We start from the raw sequence: 17,934 nt of genomic DNA, 5'->3' as shown, positions 1-17,934 counted from the left end.
GTCAGAAATACTACCCGTATTTTTGAAAAAACCTCAGGTACTATTGTGCAAGTTTGGACAATCGCAAATCAAAAGGGTGGCGTGGGGAAAACCACCACCACGGTAGCGCTCGGCGGCTTAGCTTCTGAGGCGAGCAAGCGTGTGCTGCTTATTGATTTGGACCCGCATGGTTCGTTGACCAGTTATTTTAGACAAAACCCCGATACCCTAACTGAATCAGTTTTTACGCTTTTCGAAAATCGACATAAAATTACGCATAATCTTGTTGAAAAAATGGTGGTGTCTACACCGTTTGCCGGGTTACACCTATTGCCGGCTTCAACCCTATTGGCGACACTCGAACGTCAAGCGATTGGCGATGGAATGGGGTTGGTAATGGCTAAAACACTGTCTGCGGTGGCTAGTGATTTTGACCAAGCGATTATCGATTGCCCGCCGCAATTAGGGGTGTTGATGGTGAACGCGATAGCGGCGTGCCATCATTTAATTATCCCTGTACAAACGGAATTTTTGGCCATAAAAGGCCTAGAGCGTATCTTGCATACACTCAAAATGATGAGCCGCTCACGTAAGCAAGAGTTACCTTTTACAATCGTACCCACCATGTACGATAGGCGAACACAGGCATGCGTGACCAGCTTAAGGACGATACGTAATAGTTTTGGTGAGCCGGTATGGAAAGGAAAAATTCCCATTGATACACGGTTTCGTGATGCGAGTAAGGCGGGTGTACCACCCCATTTATTCGACGATAGTACGCGGGGTATAGAGGGCTACCGGTCGTTGTATCAATTCTTAAATACAGAAGAAGGAGATTATGCGCAAGGTAGAGACGTTGGTGTGCCAACTGATACAGCGCGCGTAAAAACAACACGCGTTTCACCGAGCGATAATGCGCGGGGAAGCCTTCGATGAATAACCGGCACACTGAAGAATCTCTGTTAGATTATTTTAATGAGCTGTTAAGCGAAAAGGTAGAAAGCGCTCGCCCGGCAACTGCTGAGGCGGAAAAACCTGAACAGGTAACGTCGCCTTGTACGCTTACAACTGACAAGGCAACTGTTACGGCAGTGTCGCAAACCTCGCAGAATACCGCACCTCCTCTTGCAGCATCGCGTGCATCAACGTCACAGCGCATCGCCATTTCGCCCAAACCAAGCCCCGCTGTCTTACCGGTTACTCCTAGAGTTGAGCGGGTGCGTGAGCGCGCGAAGGCGGTAACGCAAGTGCAGGTAAGCCCCAAGAAAGAGAGTGTGCGAGAGGTCGATGGGCAGCACCTTGCCGAGTTGGAGGCACTTAAGCGACAACAGTTACAGGCGTTACTCGCTAAACAAATACCCGATATTCATGTTGAGCAGCAGGTTGATTTACCGATTGTCGATAGCCCTGCAGCACCGTTAAAAGAAAGCGAGCCCGTAGAAATAGCGGTGGAGTGCGAAGAAGCGCTATCCGACGATGAAAAAGCCGAGATCTCGTTACGCAAATCGCTCGGTATGCAGAGCGTTTCGGAAGTGGTTTCGTTTTCGCAAGAAGACCTTTACGCACAGAGCATCAATTCTGTTCTTGAGTGGGCCGATAATGGGCGTCCGCAATGGGCTCAGAATCGTTTTGATGTGCTGTTATTCGATGTTGCTGGCCTTACGTTGGCGGTTCCGCTTATTGCCCTAGGCCAAATTCAGCCTATCGCCGAGGAATTAACGCCAATTTTCGGACAGTCCGATTGGTTTATGGGGCTCTTGACCACGCCGCATGGGCAAATTCGCACGGTTAATACGGCATTATTTGTAATGCCCGAAAAATACTCCGATTGTTTTTTGTCGTCGGCTAAATATGTTGTTTCTATTGATGGCTTACCGTGGGGCTTGGCGGTTGATTCGGTTAACCAGCCCATATCACTTGACCCTGATGAGGTTAAATGGCGTGCGCATCGTTCTGGTCGTCCTTGGCTCGCGGGTACCGTTAAGTCTGCCATGTGTGCACTTATCGATATTCCTCAAATGGGCGCAATGTTGCAGGCCTCGGAAAATAAATAATCTCTTCTCGATGAGTTTTCCGCTGGCATAGAAGCTGCAATTAACTATATTAAAGAGTAGATCCGGCGCCGCGCGGCTGAAATTTGACGCCTGCTGTGACATCAGAAATCTTTCCGATAAGCTCAGGCGTAGAAATAGTGAGGAATACAATCAATGTCAGCTAATTCCAGCATCAATAAATCCAGTGAAGATCCGGTCTTACAATGGGTAACGTTTAAGTTGGCCGGTGAAACCTATGGTGTGAATGTGATGCAGGTACAAGAGGTCTTGCGTTACACCGAAATAGCGGCGGTGCCAGGCGCACCTTCTTATGTTATCGGTATTATCAATTTGCGCGGTAATGTTGTAACCGTTATTGATACGCGAGAACGCTTTGCCCTGCCTCCTGGCGAGCTTAACGATAACACTCGAATCGTCATTATCGAGGCAGATGCTCATGTAGTGGGCATTTTGGTGGATAGTGTTGCTGAGGTGGTGTATTTACGCCAGTCCGAAATAGAAACGGCCCCCAATGTAGGTAATGAAGAAAGCGCTAAATTTATTCAGGGTGTTTGTCATAAAAATGATGAACTACTCATCTTAATTGAACTGGATAAATTATTAACCGACGATGAGTGGGCTGAAATAGATGCGGTGTAAATCACACCTAAAACAACAACATGGTTGTACACAACGTACATATCAGGTTGAGATAAACGAGGTACCTCTATTATGGAGATGAATTCATTTAAATTAGCGCAATGGTTTGGCGCGCTAAGTGATGATCTACTCGTTGGCTTTATGGGTGTAGTTGCGTTGTGTTTTGTGGCTATCGTTGTATTTTCACTGTTAAACCGTCGTAGGCTACTAGCGCTTAGGCAACAAGTGGATAGGTTAGAAAAACAGGGTGCGCTAATAAACGCGGGTTCGCGCGGGCTTGGGCAGCACATTATTGCATTAGAAAAAAAACTGAATACTTTGCAACTAGAGCAAGAGGATATTCGGCATAACGATAGCGAATTTTCATACTCTCAGGCGCAAAAATTGGTGGAACAAGGTATCGATGTACAAACGATATCCGCTAATAGTGGGTTGTCGCCATCAGAAATTGATTTAATGAAAATGCTACACGCGCAATCACAATTACACGATCATGTGGCGTAACCTTCTATTTAAAAATGCGCCGCTAAATAGGCGAGTATTACCTTGGGTTTTACCGCGTACAGATTTGCGTATTTTCTCTCTTGCTGTATTTTTACTACTTTCGTCGTGTTCCATTTCTAACAAAACAGCCTACGAAGATGTTGAAGGCTTGTTGCCCGATAATTTTTTTGTTGATATTCGACACAATAAAACGTCTCAGTTGTGGATAGAATCGCAACTCGGCGAACCGCAGTCTCGTCAGCAAGGCCCGGATAACCAGTCTATTTCAAATTATCGATTGTATCGGCTAAATAAAATGCATGCCGATCTCTTTGTATTACTTCGCTATGATGGTGAAGAACAGGATGTGGAGTACTTTCATGTATTTTACGATGAAGGAGTAGTGAAAAGTCATTGGCGAGACCGTTACGCTAAAGCGCAATCAACGACGTTTTTTCGTCAGCCCAATGGCTCTAATGAGATTGTCGATAATGTAGAAAACGTCGAGCGCTTAGAGAATTTAGAGATTACAGAAAAACCGAAAGAGTTGGACAGCGCCATGCTTCCATCAAGCCCATCGGTAGCGCCGCATTCCAGCGTAACGCCGCACTTTATGGCACCGCCCACAGGGCCTATTCCCGTGCCTACGCCCACGCCAGAACCAGACCATTCCCGCGGGTCAGCGATAGCACCGCAACCTATTATTGGAAGCGGTGGTACGCGCTTATAGATTTAGCTGGTTGCTAGCGCTTATTTCTACGGTAGGTTGAGCATTAAACTGTTGGCCTGAAATGCCTTCACTGTCTTTTCCCATGAGGTATAAATAACGGTTCATAAGCGATTCTGCTGAGGCTATTTTCCCGGGGTCTTCTGCGGGGTAAGCGGTCGCGCGCATTTTGGTGCGTGTAGGGCCAGGGTTTATCGAGTTAATACGAATAGTGTTTTTGCCATCAAACTCATCGGCTAAGGTTTCCATTAGGTTTTCGCTGGCGGCTTTAGAGACGGCATATGCGCCCCAATAAGCGCGACCCTTTAAACCAACGTCTGCACCGGTAAATACTACGCTAGCACTCGGTGCACTTAATAAAAGCGGTAAGAGTGTTTTTGTGAGGATAAACGGCGCGGTCACATTTACTTGCAATAATTTTTGCCATTGTTCAAGCCCGTAATTGGCGATGGGCGTACGTGGGCCGAGTTCGCTAGCGTTATGCAGTAAACCGTCGATATGGCCAAATTCCTCTGCGAGCACATTACCTACTTCAATAAAATCTTGCTCGGCGGCGCCTTCAAAATTAATAGGAATAATGGCTGGCTTGGGGCCATTATTGGCTTCAATTTCGTCGTAAACGGCTTCGAGTTTTGAAAGGGTTCGGCCGAGTAATACAACCGTTGCACCGGCTTGGGCAAACGCCAAGGCCGCAGCTCTGCCTATGCCATCTCCAGCACCGGTCACGAGAATAATTTTATCGTGTAATAATTTACTGGGCGCGTCGTATTGAACGAGCGTATTTGAATCGATCATAATGCTTTTCCTGACGCCGGAATCTTAGACGTGTTGTCGTGCGGCGGTATCAATAATCTAAAGGTATGTTTCAATAATAGGCCATATTTCGCTGGCGTTATTAACGCAATGGGTTGCGTTCCAATTCTCGTGGCTATCGTTTGCGTCAATGTAACCGTAGCCTACGGCGATAGTGGGCATGCCTGCGTTAATTCCACACAGAATATCGCGTTTGTGGTCACCAATATAAAGAGCATTTTGCGGTAGGCAAGCGCTTTGCTTACAGGCGAGCAGTAAGGCGTCGGGTGCGGGCTTGCGTTCTTCCACATGTTCAGGGCATATAATAGAACACGGCTCAGAAGAAAATTTAAATGCGTTCATGAGCGGTTCGGTATAGGTCCAAGGTTTATTTGTGACAACGCCCCAGTGAATGCCCTTGGAGGCTAGGTTTTCCAGAAGGGTATCAATGCCGTCGAAAGTGGTTGTGTGAGTGGCTAAATCGAGTAAATAAAAGTTGAGTAATGCACTGCGCAGTTCAGCGAAGCCATTATCGTTGGGTTTACAATTAAACGCCATTTGTAGCATGGCGTTAGCGCCGTCGGAGACAACGTTGCGTACTGCGGTTAACGGTAATTCTGGCATACTTTTACTGCGCAGTAGCCGGTTAAGCGCTGCCGCCAAATCTGGAGCGGTATCGAGCAGCGTACCATCTAAGTCAAAAAAAACAGCCGTAAGTTTCGGGTTCATAACGGTTTGGTCGCGTGAATTAAATAATTAACATCGATATCGTCTGGGTTAAGTTTATATTTTTTGGTGAAAACATTGTACGTAATGCCGCAAATATTATTCACTACAAGGCCAGATTCTCGTGCCCAGCGGCTAAGCTCTGAAGGGCGAATAAACTTGCCGTATTCGTGCGTGCCTTTGGGTAATAATTTAAGCAGGTATTCTGCCCCAAGAATGGCAACGCCGTATGCTTTTGGGTTGCGGTTAATGGTTGAAAAGAAAATGTCGCCACCGGGTTTTACTAATGCTGTACAGGCATCGATTGTGCTCGCGGGGTTGGGTACGTGTTCGAGCATTTCTAAGCAGGTAACAATGTCGAATTGATTCGCGTTATTCTGAGCAAAGGCTTCTGCGGTAGTGTGTTGGTAGTCAACCTGAGCGCCAGTTTCTAGGCCGTGAAGCTTAGCAACTTCTAGCGGCGCCACTCCCATGTCTATACCGGTCACATTGGCGCCGCGCTGAAAAAGAGCTTCGCATAATATTCCGCCACCACAACCAATATCGAGTACTTTCTTTTCTGCGACGGCCGCGCGCTCATCAATGTAGTTGGCGCGTAGCGGGTTAATGTCGTGCAGGGGCTTAAATTCGCCGTTTAAATCCCACCAGCGGCTGGCCATGCGTTCAAATTTTGCAATCTCGGCTTCATCAACATTTTGGTTGGCTGTCGTCGTCATGATTCGCGCTCTCCAATGTGTGTACTGGCATTTTTAGGGGGTTCGTTACCCTTCATACGGTTTTGCCATTTATGGGTATTAATCTTAATCTCTTCAAGCGATAGCTGTGTGAGAGCGCCGTTATGAACGCGTTGCTCACCGGCCACCCAAACATGTGTTACGTGCGCGCCTGCACCGGTGTATACCAGTTGGCTCAGCGGGTTGTGCACTGGCAAAGAGGCTATATTAGAGAGGTCTATGGCAATCACATCGGCTTGTTTACCGGCTTCGAGTGATCCCACTTTTTCTTCAATTCCCATTGCGCGTGCGCCGTTAATGGTTGCCATCTCAATGGCGGTGGTGGCATTGATCGCGGCGGGGTTGTTGGCCGCAAGTTTACCGAGCAATGCGGCTGTTTGTAGCTCGGCAAACATATTCAGCGTGTTATTGCTGGCCGCGCCATCAGTACCGAGGGCTACGTTTATATCGGCGTCTAAAAGCTGCTGGGCGTTACAGGTACCGCTGGCCAGCTTCATGTTCGATTGCGGGCAATGAATAACGTGTGCACCGGTAAGTTTTAATAGTGCTCTATCGTCTGCGGTGGTTTGCGTCATATGCACGCACTGCGTTAAAGGCGTGAGCAGCCCGAGATCGTGTAAGCGTTGCAAGGGACGTATGCCGGTTTCTGCTAGAGCGGTATCGATCTCGTGAGCCGTTTCGTGTAAGTGTATTTGAATGGGGGCTTGCAGTTCTTCTGCGTAGGTCGCAATGCGTTGTAGTGACTGGTCGCTAACGGTGTAGGGCGCATGGGGGCCAAAGCCAATCTCTATAAGGGGGTGAGAACGGTATTTGTCACGCAGCTGTAAACCTTTGTGGAACGCGTCATCAGCATCTCGGGACCAGTTATTAGGGGCGTCCAATATAGGGAAGGTAATTTGCGCCCGAATACCGGCTTCGCGGGCGGCTGCGGCACACGCTTCGGGGAAATAATACATATCGGCAAAACAGGTTGTACCTGTTAATAACATCTCGGCGATGGCGAGTTTGCTTCCGTCTTCCACAAATGTTTCATTTACCCAACGGTTTTCGGCCGGCCATATATGGTCTTGTAGCCAGGTGTCGAGAGGGTGATCATCGGCAAAACCGCGTAGCAGGGCCATAGCCGCATGACCGTGGGTGTTGATAAGCCCCGGCATAATCAATTGCCGGGTAAGATCTACTCGCTTTAGGGGCGTGTATTGGCTGCTAACATCGCTAGTCGGGGTTATACCTATAATGGTGTCGCCGTTGATTAATAGGCTGCAATCAGTATAAAGGCGGCCACGTGGAATCACGGGAGCAATCCAAGAGGCGTCTAGGCATAGGTCTACGGTTATTTTTGTGGTCATATTGTGCGCTAACTGCTCGTTGTTTGTTCGTCACGTGGGTTTAGTGGCAGGGAGCCCAGTATACCCGTAAATTTCTATGCTGTGGCGCTCGCTCAACGTGCTTATCATGTTGATTTTATGGTAGTATTCGCCGTTTATTTGGCCGTGATCTAGAGCGCTTAGGTCGCATAGAACCGCAAAACAACAAAAAGACATGTCCCGCAAAGCGGGTGAGACTTTTATGGGCGATATTGCAAAAGAAATCCTACCGGTAAGCATCGAAGACGAACTCAAGCAATCCTACCTCGATTACGCGATGAGCGTGATCGTGGGGCGTGCGTTACCTGATGTTCGAGATGGCTTAAAACCCGTGCACCGTCGAGTGTTGTTCGCGATGAGCGAGTTAAACAACGACTGGAACAAACCCTATAAAAAATCGGCCCGTGTGGTCGGTGATGTTATTGGTAAGTATCACCCTCACGGCGATTCAGCCGTTTACGACACCATTGTTCGTATGGCCCAGCCTTTTTCGTTGCGCTATACGCTGGTCGATGGCCAAGGTAACTTCGGGTCGGTCGATGGTGATAGCGCTGCTGCTATGCGATACACCGAAATTAGAATGAAGAAGATCGCGCACGATTTGTTAGCCGATCTCGATAAAGAAACCGTAGATTTCGTGCCCAACTACGATGGCACAGAATTGATCCCGGCGGTAATGCCTACTCGGGTTCCCAACCTGCTTGTGAACGGTTCTTCGGGTATTGCGGTGGGCATGGCGACGAACATTCCGCCTCACAATTTGCGCGAAGTGGTTCAGGGTTGTCTTCGTTTAATTGACTGCCCAGAGTCGACCATTGACGAGCTAATGGAAGACATTCCTGGTCCAGATTTCCCCACAGGCGCCATTATTAATGGCCGGGCCGGTATTATTCAGGCGTATCGAACAGGCCGTGGTCGCATTTATGTGCGTGCTAAAGCCGATGTTATTACCGACGAAAAAACGCATCGTGACACCATTATTATTAACGAAATCCCCTATCAGGTGAATAAAGCGCGCCTGATCGAAAAAATTGCGGAGCTCGTTAAAGATAAGAAGATTGAAGGTATCTCCGAGATTCGTGATGAATCCGATAAAGATGGCTTGCGTGTAGTGATAGAAATTAAGCGTGGGGAAATGGGCGATGTGGTTCTTAATAACCTATTCGCACAAACCCAGCTGCAAAGCGTTTTTGGTATTAACGTAGTCGCCTTGGTTGACGATCAGCCGAGAGTGCTCAACCTCAAACAAATGCTTGAATATTTTATTCGCCATAGGCGTGAAGTGGTTACGCGTCGTACGGTTTATTTATTGCGTAAGGCGCGTGAGAGAGGTCATGTACTCGAAGGTTTGGCCGTCGCTATCGCCAATATCGATGACGTTATTACGCTTATTAAAGCGTCTCCTTCGCCCGCGGAGGCTCGAGAAGCCTTATTGGCGCGAGGCTGGAACACTAGCACCATCAGCCCGTTCTTAGAGAGCGCTGGCGCCGATGCGTGTAAACCAGACGACCTAGGCGATTCTTTCGGTTTACGAGACGGCTTGTATTATTTGTCGCTTGCACAGGTGCAGGCAATTTTGGAGTTGCGCCTGCACCGTTTAACGGGAATGGAGCACGAGAAGTTACTGGCTGAGTACGAAGAGAAGCTCAAACTTATTGGGGAATACCTAGAAATTCTCGGCAACCCGCTTCGTTTGATGCACGTTATCCGAGAAGAGCTTGAAGCGGTAAAAGAAGAGTATGGCGATGAGCGTCGTACTGAAATTCAGCATTCTCAGCAAGATTTAACCGTAGAAGACCTCATTACTGAAGAAGATCGAGTCGTGACAATATCTCACGGTGGCTACGCCAAAACACAGCCTCTCGATGCCTATCAAGCACAGCGTCGCGGTGGCATGGGCAAGGCGGCTACATCGGTGAAAGATGAAGATTTCGTCGAGCATATGTTGATAGCGAGCACGCACGATTACCTCTTGTGCTTCACCAATGCCGGTAAAGTGTATTGGTTGAAAGTGTTCCAAATTCCGGTGGCTGGCCGACAATCTCGAGGTCGACCCATGGTGAATTTGTTACCGCTGGAAGAGGGTGAGCGTATCACCTCAATTTTACCGGTACGAGAGTTCGACGAAGACCTATTTATAGTGATGGCAACATCTAACGGTACGGTTAAGAAAACGCCGCTGCCACAATTTGCCCGTCCACGTTCCGTAGGGCTGCGCGCGATCGATCTTGTAGAAGGCGATCACTTAGTGGGTACGGCCATTACCGATGGCAAAAAAGATATTATGCTGCTGAGTTCCAGCGGTAAAGCTACGCGTTTTGAAGAAGATACCGTTCGTTCCATGGGGCGTACCTCTCGTGGTGTTCGAGGCATACGAATAGCCGAAGAACATCGTGTTATTGCGATGATCATCCCAGCCGAGGACGGCAAAGTTCTTACGGTTAGTGAAAATGGCTTCGGCAAACGAACCGAAGTAGCCGATTTCCCAACGAAAGGTCGTGGTGGTCAAGGTGTTATTGCCATGGCAACGTCTGATCGTAACGGTGCATTGGTAGGCGCAACACAGGTCTTTGATGGTGATGAAATTATGCTCATCTCCGACCAAGGCACCTTGGTGCGTACACGCGGTGACGAAATTTCGGTGCTTAGCCGTAATACCCAAGGTGTTCGTCTCATTCGAGTGAAAGACGGTGAACATATTGTGGGTGTTGCGCGTATAGATGAACAGCTAGACGATGTTGATCCCGAGGGTGCTGAACCGGCAGACACGGAGCAGGCAGAAGCGTCAGCGGGTGAAGTTGCTGCTTCAGGCGGTGCGGATGAGAAACCAGCCGATTCAGACGCCGACACCGACGAAGAATAACTTTCAGGGAATGATGACGAGTGACTGACAACGAAAACAGTGGGCCCAATACCCAAGAGCAAAAAGAGCTTGCGGCACTGCGCGATAAAATTGACGGTATCGATACGCAAATTGGTGAGCTGATCAGTTCGCGCGCGCAATGCGCTCAAGATGTTGCCGAGATAAAGCAGCGGTATTCAGGTGATGAAGCTCCGAACTTCTATCGCCCTGAGCGTGAGGCGCAAGTGTTGCGCAAAGCAATGGAGCGTAATCAAGGGCCGTTACACGACGAAGAATATGCGCGGCTCTTCCGTGAAATTATGTCGGCGTGTTTGGCGCTCGAAAATCCTATAAAAGTTGCATATCTTGGGCCAGAGGGTACCTATACCCAGCAAGCCGCGCTAAAACATTTTGGTCAGTCGGCCCATACGGTTTCCATGTCGGCTATTGATGAAGTGTTTCGCGAGGTGGCATCGGGAGCGGCTCATTACGGTGTTGTTCCCGTCGAAAATTCCACTGAAGGGGTTGTAACCCATACCTTAGATAATTTTCTTGCGAGTAGCGTAAAAATTTGTGGTGAAGTGGTGCTTCGCATTCATCATCACTTTTTAGTGTCAGACGTTACTCACGTTAGCAATATTACGCGTGTGTATTCTCATGCTCAGTCGTTGTCCCAATGCCGTAAATGGCTGGATGGCCATTTCCCCAATGCAGAGCGAATAGCTGTTAACAGTAATTCAGAAGCAGCCCGTCGTTTGAAGGGTGAATGGAATGCAGCGGCTATCGCAGGTGAAATAGCTGCCGACTTGTACGATTTAACCAGCTACGCACAAAATATTGAAGATCAGCCCGATAACTCAACGCGGTTTTTAATTATTGGCTCCGAAGACGTTGGCCCCAGTAATGATGATAAAACCTCATTGGTGGTGTCTACCCGCAACGAGCCGGGCGCACTACACGGCTTGCTGGAACCGTTTCATCGGCACGGTATAGATCTAACGCGAGTCGAAACGCGTCCGTCGTCAACCGGCACATGGAATTACGTGTTTTTTATTGATTTTGCAGGGCATGTTACCGATAGCGTTGTACAAGCAGCGCTAAAGGATGTGGAAAAAAACGTATCCGATTTAAAAATTCTTGGCTCTTATCCAAAGGGCGTTTTATAACCATTTACTTCACGTCGTTTATTCTCGCTAGCCAGCGACTATTAGCTGGCGGTGTAAACGAGTGGCGGATCGCTTGGTGATTATGACCGGACTAAATAAGGTTGTTATTGTTGGCTTAGGGTTAATAGGCGGCAGCTTAGCGGCAGGCCTACAAAAAGCCGGTGCGTGCCAAAAAATTATTGGCGTTGCACGACGAGAAGAAACGTGTCAGCAAGCCTTAAAGATGGGTGTGGTTGATCAGGCCGTTACCCATATTTCAGAGGTTGCGAGCGAATTAGGTAAGGGCGATATCGTCTTTATTTCGGTGCCCACGTTAACTGTTCGCGCTATTGTTGAACAATTAAAAGCCTGTATCCCGAGTGACGTTATTATTACCGACGGCGCAAGCGTAAAAGGTAGTGTACGTGATGATGTACGCGAAATTTACGGCCATTTTCCGGCTAACTTTGTGTTGGGTCACCCAATAGCAGGGTCGGAGCAAAGTGGCGTAGAAGCATCAAACCCCGATTTGTATGTTAAGCATCGGGTTATTGTAACGCCTATGCCACAAAACAACGCCGAGGCGGTTACGGCCGTGCGGGCAATGTGGCAAGCCGTTGGTGCAGAAGTATTGGAAATGGAAGTAGACGATCACGATGTGGTTTTAGCTTCCACTAGCCATTTACCGCATGTTATTGCTTATTCGCTTGTCGATACCTTGGCTCATGACAGCCATAATGAAAATATTTTTCGCTACGCAGCGGGTGGGTTTCGCGACTTTACTCGAATTGCCAGCAGCGATGCCATTATGTGGCGAGACATAATGCTCGCCAATAAACGAAGCGTTTTAGATGCTATCGATTTATTCTCTTCAAACCTTTCGCGTTTAAGAGCGTTAATCGATAAAGAAGACGCTACCGAAATCACCGGTGTTTTCACCCGCGCTAAATTTGCCCGCGATCGATTCACTAAAATGTTAGAACACAAAGCCTATAGTAGCCCTATGCAAAATACAGAAGAAAAACTCGTTGTTTACACCGTAGCTCCTGGTGGCCAAATAAAAGGCCGTATTCGCGTTCCTGGCGATAAATCAATTTCTCACCGCTCCATTATGCTGGGCTCGTTAGCAGAAGGTACAACGCATATCGAAGGTTTTTTGGAGGGTGAAGATGCCCTCGCCACCTTGCAAGCGTTTCGTGACATGGGTGTTGTTATCGAAGGGCCAGAACAAGGTACCGTTACTGTGCATGGCGTTGGCTTAAAGGGTCTGCAAAAGCCTTCGGGCGCGTTATACGTGGGTAATTCTGGTACATCAATGAGATTGTTATCCGGAATATTAGCAGGGCAATCATTTCAGAGTGAACTAACGGGTGATGTCTCGTTAAGTAAGCGCCCAATGAATCGCGTTGCTAATCCGTTGCGTGATATGGGCGTAACAATCGATACCGAAGAAAATGGTCGTCCACCCATGGTTATTAACGGTGGTTCTGCATTAAAAGGTATTAACTACGAAATGCCAATGGCCAGCGCACAGGTAAAATCGTGTTTGTTGTTAGCCGGCTTATACGCCGAAGGTGAAACAACCGTTACAGAACCTGCGCCAACGCGCGACCATACAGAGCGTATGCTCAGAGGCTTTGGGTACAATGTGCAGCGCGAAGGAAATGTTGTATCGGTAAAATCTGGTGGCAAGTTAACCGGTACCGACATCGATATTCCTGCCGACATCTCCTCCGCAACGTTCTTTATGGTGGCGGCCGCTATTTGCCCTGGTTCAGATATAACGCTTACTCATGTTGGTATCAACCCAACGCGTATTGGTGTGGTTAATATTTTACGTTTAATGGGGGCAAATTTATCGCTCGAAAACGAACGTGAAGTAGGCGGAGAACCGGTAGCGGATATTCGCGTGCAATACGCCCCGTTAAAAGGCATTCAAATCCCAGAAGATCAAGTACCCCTAGCGATTGATGAGTTTCCTGCGCTACTTATTGCCGCAGCCTGCGCAGAAGGTAAAACTGTACTGACCGGAGCCGAAGAGCTGCGCGTAAAAGAAACGGATCGTATCCAGGCAATGGCAGATGGCTTAACTGCGCTTGGTATCGAATGTGAGTCAACGCCCGACGGTATCATTGTTGTGGGTGGCCAGTTAACCGGCGGTACTGTAGAAAGCTGTCACGATCACCGTATTGCAATGTCGTTTACCATCGCTGCTCTGCGCGCATCAGGCGCGATACAGGTGAACAACTGTGCAAATGTGACAACCTCATTCCCTAACTTTGTCGATCTGGCGCGAGAAGTCGGCATAAGCTTAGAAGTAAATTGTGCTTAATTTTACGCGCTAAATCATTATAATTTGCATTGGCTGGTTAAACGTCAGTCAATGCCTATTAAGAACTGTCCCGAGACACATTTCATGATTAACGATACTACCATGACACATCTCAAGCAGCTGGAAGCTGAGAGTATTCATATTATCCGCGAAGTAGCGGCAGAATTTGATAACCCTGTAATGCTGTATTCTGTGGGTAAAGACTCTGCAGTAATGATGCATTTGGCCATGAAAGCCTTTGCGCCGGGTAAGCCGCCGTTTCCTTTAATGCATGTGGATACCACATGGAAATTTAAAGAAATGATAGCCTTTCGTGAGCAGCGACTTAAAGATTTAGGTTGGGATTTAATTGTACATATCAATCAAGAAGGTGTTGATATGGGCATTAGTCCGTTTGTTCATGGTAGTGCAAAACATACCGATATCATGAAAACTCAAAGCTTAAAACAGGCTCTAGATAAGCATGGTTTTGATGCTGCATTTGGTGGCGCCAGGCGAGATGAAGAAAAGTCTCGAGCGAAAGAGCGCGTGTATTCCTTCCGCGATAAAAACCATCGCTGGGACCCTAAAAATCAGCGCCCTGAATTATGGAGTTTATATAACGGTAAAGTGGATAAAGGCGAAAGTATTCGCGTGTTCCCGCTTTCCAATTGGACTGAACTCGATATTTGGCAATATATTCATTTAGAAAGCATTCCTATTGTGCCGTTATATTTTGCGGCGAAGCGCCCAGTGGTAGAAAAAGACGGCGTACTAATTATGGTCGATGACGATCGTATGCCCATTGGCAAAGACGACAAAATTGAAGAAAAAATGGTACGTTTCCGCACGCTTGGGTGTTACCCCCTAACCGGCGCGGTTGAATCTACCGCAACAACATTGCCCGAAATTATTCAGGAAATGCTGCTCACAAAAACCTCTGAGCGCCAAGGTCGCGTGATTGATCACGACTCTTCAGGCTCAATGGAAAAGAAAAAGCAGGAAGGGTATTTCTAATCCCTTTTTTTGGCCGCCTCAGCACCATGGGGCAGTGTTTGTTGTACCTTGCCATGCCTGTGAAGGTTTAATGAGCATACGTAAAAATATACAGTGAATTTGGAGTAGGCATTTCAATGTCCCATCAATCAGAACTTATTGAAACCGATATCGACGCATACCTAGCGCAGCACGAACAAAAAGAGCTGTTACGTTTTCTCACTTGCGGAAGCGTTGACGACGGTAAGTCCACATTAATTGGTCGCTTGCTGCACGACTCCAAAATGATCTATGAAGATCAGTTAGCCGCAGTTGCTTCAGATTCAACAAAGCATGGTACAACGGGCGAAAAGCTAGATTTGGCTTTGCTCGTCGATGGTTTGCAGGCTGAGCGTGAGCAAGGTATTACCATCGATGTGGCTTATCGATATTTTTCTACAGCGAAGCGCAAATTTATTATTGCCGATACTCCAGGGCACGAGCAGTACACGCGTAATATGGCCACAGGAGCCTCCACCTGTGATCTCGCGATAATTTTGATTGATGCCCGCTACGGCGTGCAAACACAAACACGTCGCCATTCGTATATTGCATCGCTATTGGGCTTGAAACACGTTGTTGTCGCGATTAATAAAATGGATTTGGTCGAGTTCGACGAAAAGCGTTTTGAAGAAATTAAGGCCGAGTATCTTCAGTTGTCTAAGTCGTTGAACGATGCAGAATTGTATTTTGTACCCATGTCTGCCCTCGAAGGCGACAACGTGGTTAATAAAAGTACCCATACGCCTTGGTATACAGGGCAATCGCTAATGGAAATTTTAGAGACAGTAAAAGTCTCAGAAGATAAAAATATTACCGATTTTCGTTATCCGGTACAGTACGTTAACCGTCCGCATCTTAATTTCCGCGGGTTTTGTGGCACTGTCGCATCGGGTATCGTCAAAAAAGGGGATGAAGTTAAGGTTTATCCTTCTCAGAAAATTAGTAAAATAAAATCTATTGAAACTTACGATGGTGAGCTGGAGTCGGCCTTTATTGACCAGTCCGTTACGCTTACGCTAGAAGATGAAATTGATGTTAGCCGCGGGGACATGATAGTGCACGCGGATGCAAACCCACACTTCTCTGATCGCTTGCAGGCACATATTGTTTGGATGGCCGAGGCCACGTTAAAAACAAACAAACAATACTTCTTTAAATTTGCGAGTAAAGTAACACCAGGTTTTGTCTCCGAAGTTGAATACCGTATCGATGTTAATACCTTCGAAAAGTCTGAAGCAGATGATATGGCGCTTAACGATATTGCCGTTGTCGATGTGCAGCTGGAGCAAAAAGTTGTTGTCGATTCTTACCCGCAGAATAGGGCAACGGGTGCGTTCATTATTATCGATCGTATGACAAATATCACAGTTGGGGCGGGCATGGTGATCGATGCGCTTGAGTCTAAGCAGGCAAGCGACTCTCAGTTTTCTGAGTTTGAAGTTGAACTGAATTCATTGGTGCGCAAACATTTCCCTCACTGGGATGCGAAAGATCTATCCAAATTGTGATTTTTTTCACTTTATTGTTTGGTTTGGCTCACGCTTAATACCGTCGAACCTTCTGCCGTTGGTGGAAGGTTCGAAAAAATCCCCGTCAGTAAAATCGCTTTCCCTTACCTTTACCGCTTAAATTCTAACGTTAATTAAAGGTCACTAGAGCCATTGTTATGTTGTAATAATGGGTAGTAGTGCTTTTCGTCGATGCTTATTCTTTTTCTCACGTTTATAAACGTTCATTTCTCACGTAACGTTTATAAAACGGCCTGCTTTAAATTCAAATTTTTTTTCGTAAAGTAACTCCCGAAGCTAATGGCTTCACACCAATAATAATCAACAAGGAGCGAGTTATGTTAAAGGGAACAAATTTTGAGTTTGTACAGCGAATGTTTTCGCGAGATTTCTATACGTCAATGTTGGTGCTTTCGGTTTTTTGTTTGCTCGTTGCATCACCGCAAGGAGTGGCTGCGCCTAAAGCTAAAGATCAAGCGGTAAAACCTAATGCCGAGCAGGTGGCGAGTAAGGTGAATATCAATAAAGCAGATGCAGAAACAATCGCTAGCGTGCTAACCGGTGTGGGCCTGAAAAAGGCTGAGGCCATCGTGGTGTATCGCAAGCAGAAGGGTAAGTTTAAATCGCTAGATGAACTACTCGTAATCAAAGGAATTGGCGAAGGTATTTTGGAAAAGAATCGGGCTAAAATTCTGCTCTAACGTTCTGCTTGTATTCTAGGTATTGTGTAAAAAGGGAAAGTTACCGCTCAGGTGGCTTTCCCTTTTCTTGTTTTAGCGCTATATCCAAAGGGCATAATGTTGCGGTCCGTTGTAGAATACCCACCGTATTTGAATGGAGAGATATTATGATCGACCTAGGCCCTCGTTTACTGGTTGCGTTAGATTACGATAACGCAGAACAATGCCTAAAAACCGTACAGCAGCTTAACCCCAAAGACTGTCGGCTAAAAATTGGCAAAGAGTTGTTTACAGCGGCAGGCCCTTCAATTGTCAATGCTGTACAGGCATTAGGGTTTGAGGTGTTTCTCGATCTAAAATTTCATGACATACCCAATACCGTTGCTGGGGCTATAAATTCCGCGGCTAACTTAGGCGTTTGGATGGTGAATGTCCATGCGCTAGGGGGCGAGCGAATGATGGTAGCGGCGCGCAATGCGTTAGCATCTTTTCAGCAGCGCCCACAACTTATTGCCGTTACCGTACTGACCAGCATGGATGCCTCAGACCTTGCCGGTATTGGTATTCAAGAGACGCCAGAGCAGGTAGTGGCCCGTCTAGCCCGCTTAGCGCAACAGTCGGGTATGGATGGCGTGGTGTGTTCGGCAATGGAAACGGCTCAAATGAAGCAAGCGCTAGGCAATGCCTTTCTTACGGTTACCCCAGGTATACGCCCCGTTTCGGCGGCGCAAGGCGATCAACGAAGAGTGGTAACGCCAGAGCAAGCCATACAAAATGGCAGTGATTATATTGTGGTGGGCCGGCCTATTACGCAAGCCGCCGACCCCGCAGCGGCGTGTGCTGCTATCGCATCCAGTATTCGTGCTGAGTAAACTACCCCAGAAAATAAGTAGCGATAACATAAGGCCC

General features: G+C 47.4%; 16 protein-coding genes. 12 read left to right on the top strand and 4 right to left on the bottom strand.

Annotated elements, in window-relative coordinates; all coding sequences use genetic code 11:
* Window positions 1–45: 45 nt before the first annotated feature.
* The 5 genes from H5647_RS17680 (at window position 46) to H5647_RS17660 (ending at window position 3,885) form a co-directional block, all read left to right on the top strand.
* On the top strand, window positions 46–915 hold the full coding sequence (locus H5647_RS17680; RefSeq protein ID WP_082087200.1) for a ParA family protein: 870 nt from the start codon (window positions 46–48) through the stop codon (window positions 913–915).
* Window positions 912–2,033, top strand: a complete 1,122-nt coding sequence (locus tag H5647_RS17675; RefSeq protein ID WP_045860398.1) for a chemotaxis protein CheW — start codon at window positions 912–914, stop codon at window positions 2,031–2,033. The genes H5647_RS17680 and H5647_RS17675 overlap by 4 nt, the downstream gene beginning before the upstream one ends.
* 153 nt (window positions 2,034–2,186) lie before the next feature.
* Window positions 2,187–2,672, top strand: a complete 486-nt coding sequence (locus H5647_RS17670) for a chemotaxis protein CheW (protein ID WP_045860397.1) — start codon at window positions 2,187–2,189, stop codon at window positions 2,670–2,672.
* A gap of 72 nt (window positions 2,673–2,744) precedes the next feature.
* The gene (locus H5647_RS17665) at window positions 2,745–3,176 is read left to right on the top strand and encodes a DUF2802 domain-containing protein (protein ID WP_052692164.1); all 432 of its coding nucleotides are present in this window, start codon (window positions 2,745–2,747) and stop codon (window positions 3,174–3,176) included.
* 64 nt (window positions 3,177–3,240) lie between these two features.
* On the top strand, window positions 3,241–3,885 hold the full coding sequence (locus tag H5647_RS17660) for a hypothetical protein (protein WP_162926434.1): 645 nt from the start codon (window positions 3,241–3,243) through the stop codon (window positions 3,883–3,885).
* Here H5647_RS17660 and H5647_RS17655 read toward each other — a convergent pair.
* Genes H5647_RS17655 through H5647_RS17640 form a run of 4 tightly spaced genes read right to left on the bottom strand, consistent with a single transcriptional unit; the run spans window position 3,880 to window position 7,483 of the window.
* On the bottom strand, window positions 3,880–4,677 hold the full coding sequence (locus H5647_RS17655; RefSeq protein WP_045860396.1) for a YciK family oxidoreductase: 798 nt from the start codon (window positions 4,675–4,677) through the stop codon (window positions 3,880–3,882). The genes H5647_RS17660 and H5647_RS17655 overlap by 6 nt on opposite strands.
* 57 nt (window positions 4,678–4,734) lie before the next feature.
* Window positions 4,735–5,403 (bottom strand): HAD family hydrolase, encoded by a 669-nt coding sequence (locus H5647_RS17650; RefSeq protein ID WP_045860395.1) that lies wholly within the window; start codon window positions 5,401–5,403, stop codon window positions 4,735–4,737.
* The gene (ubiG, locus tag H5647_RS17645) at window positions 5,400–6,116 is read right to left on the bottom strand and encodes a bifunctional 2-polyprenyl-6-hydroxyphenol methylase/3-demethylubiquinol 3-O-methyltransferase UbiG (protein WP_045860394.1); all 717 of its coding nucleotides are present in this window, start codon (window positions 6,114–6,116) and stop codon (window positions 5,400–5,402) included. Before ubiG ends, H5647_RS17650 begins: the two co-directional genes overlap by 4 nt.
* Window positions 6,113–7,483 carry a TRZ/ATZ family hydrolase gene (locus H5647_RS17640; RefSeq protein WP_045860393.1) on the bottom strand — a complete coding sequence of 457 codons (1,371 nt, stop codon included), beginning with the start codon at window positions 7,481–7,483 and terminating at the stop codon, window positions 6,113–6,115. Before H5647_RS17640 ends, ubiG begins: the two co-directional genes overlap by 4 nt.
* Before the next feature lie 220 nt (window positions 7,484–7,703).
* Between H5647_RS17640 and gyrA the strand changes: the two genes are divergently transcribed.
* The 7 genes from gyrA to pyrF all read left to right on the top strand — a co-directional run bounded on the left by gyrA (window position 7,704) and on the right by pyrF (window position 17,897).
* The gene (gyrA, locus tag H5647_RS17635) at window positions 7,704–10,364 is read left to right on the top strand and encodes a DNA gyrase subunit A (RefSeq protein WP_045860392.1); all 2,661 of its coding nucleotides are present in this window, start codon (window positions 7,704–7,706) and stop codon (window positions 10,362–10,364) included.
* A 20-nt stretch (window positions 10,365–10,384) separates the two neighbouring features.
* Window positions 10,385–11,509 carry a prephenate dehydratase gene (gene pheA, locus H5647_RS17630; RefSeq protein ID WP_045860391.1) on the top strand — a complete coding sequence of 375 codons (1,125 nt, stop codon included), beginning with the start codon at window positions 10,385–10,387 and terminating at the stop codon, window positions 11,507–11,509.
* 82 nt (window positions 11,510–11,591) lie between these two features.
* A complete protein-coding gene (locus H5647_RS17625) occupies window positions 11,592–13,820 on the top strand; it encodes a bifunctional prephenate dehydrogenase/3-phosphoshikimate 1-carboxyvinyltransferase (protein ID WP_045861504.1) in 2,229 nt (742 codons plus the stop codon).
* A gap of 84 nt (window positions 13,821–13,904) precedes the next feature.
* Complete coding sequence (gene cysD / locus H5647_RS17620; RefSeq protein WP_200911602.1) at window positions 13,905–14,816, top strand: sulfate adenylyltransferase subunit CysD; 912 nt, start codon at window positions 13,905–13,907, stop codon at window positions 14,814–14,816.
* A 116-nt stretch (window positions 14,817–14,932) separates the two neighbouring features.
* Window positions 14,933–16,345, top strand: a complete 1,413-nt coding sequence (cysN, locus tag H5647_RS17615) for a sulfate adenylyltransferase subunit CysN (RefSeq protein ID WP_045860390.1) — start codon at window positions 14,933–14,935, stop codon at window positions 16,343–16,345.
* A gap of 338 nt (window positions 16,346–16,683) precedes the next feature.
* Entirely contained in the window at window positions 16,684–17,046 is a 363-nt protein-coding gene (locus tag H5647_RS17610) for a ComEA family DNA-binding protein (RefSeq protein WP_052692160.1), read from the top strand.
* A 146-nt stretch (window positions 17,047–17,192) separates the two neighbouring features.
* The gene (pyrF, locus tag H5647_RS17605; RefSeq protein WP_045860389.1) at window positions 17,193–17,897 is read left to right on the top strand and encodes an orotidine-5'-phosphate decarboxylase; all 705 of its coding nucleotides are present in this window, start codon (window positions 17,193–17,195) and stop codon (window positions 17,895–17,897) included.
* The last annotated feature ends 37 nt before the right edge of the window (window positions 17,898–17,934 follow it).

Source organism: Teredinibacter purpureus, assembly GCF_014217335.1.
Classification (GTDB): Bacteria; Pseudomonadota; Gammaproteobacteria; order Pseudomonadales; family Cellvibrionaceae; genus Teredinibacter; species Teredinibacter purpureus.
The sequence above is the reverse complement of the archived record's forward strand: the minus strand, read 5'-3'. Positions and strand labels throughout refer to the sequence as shown.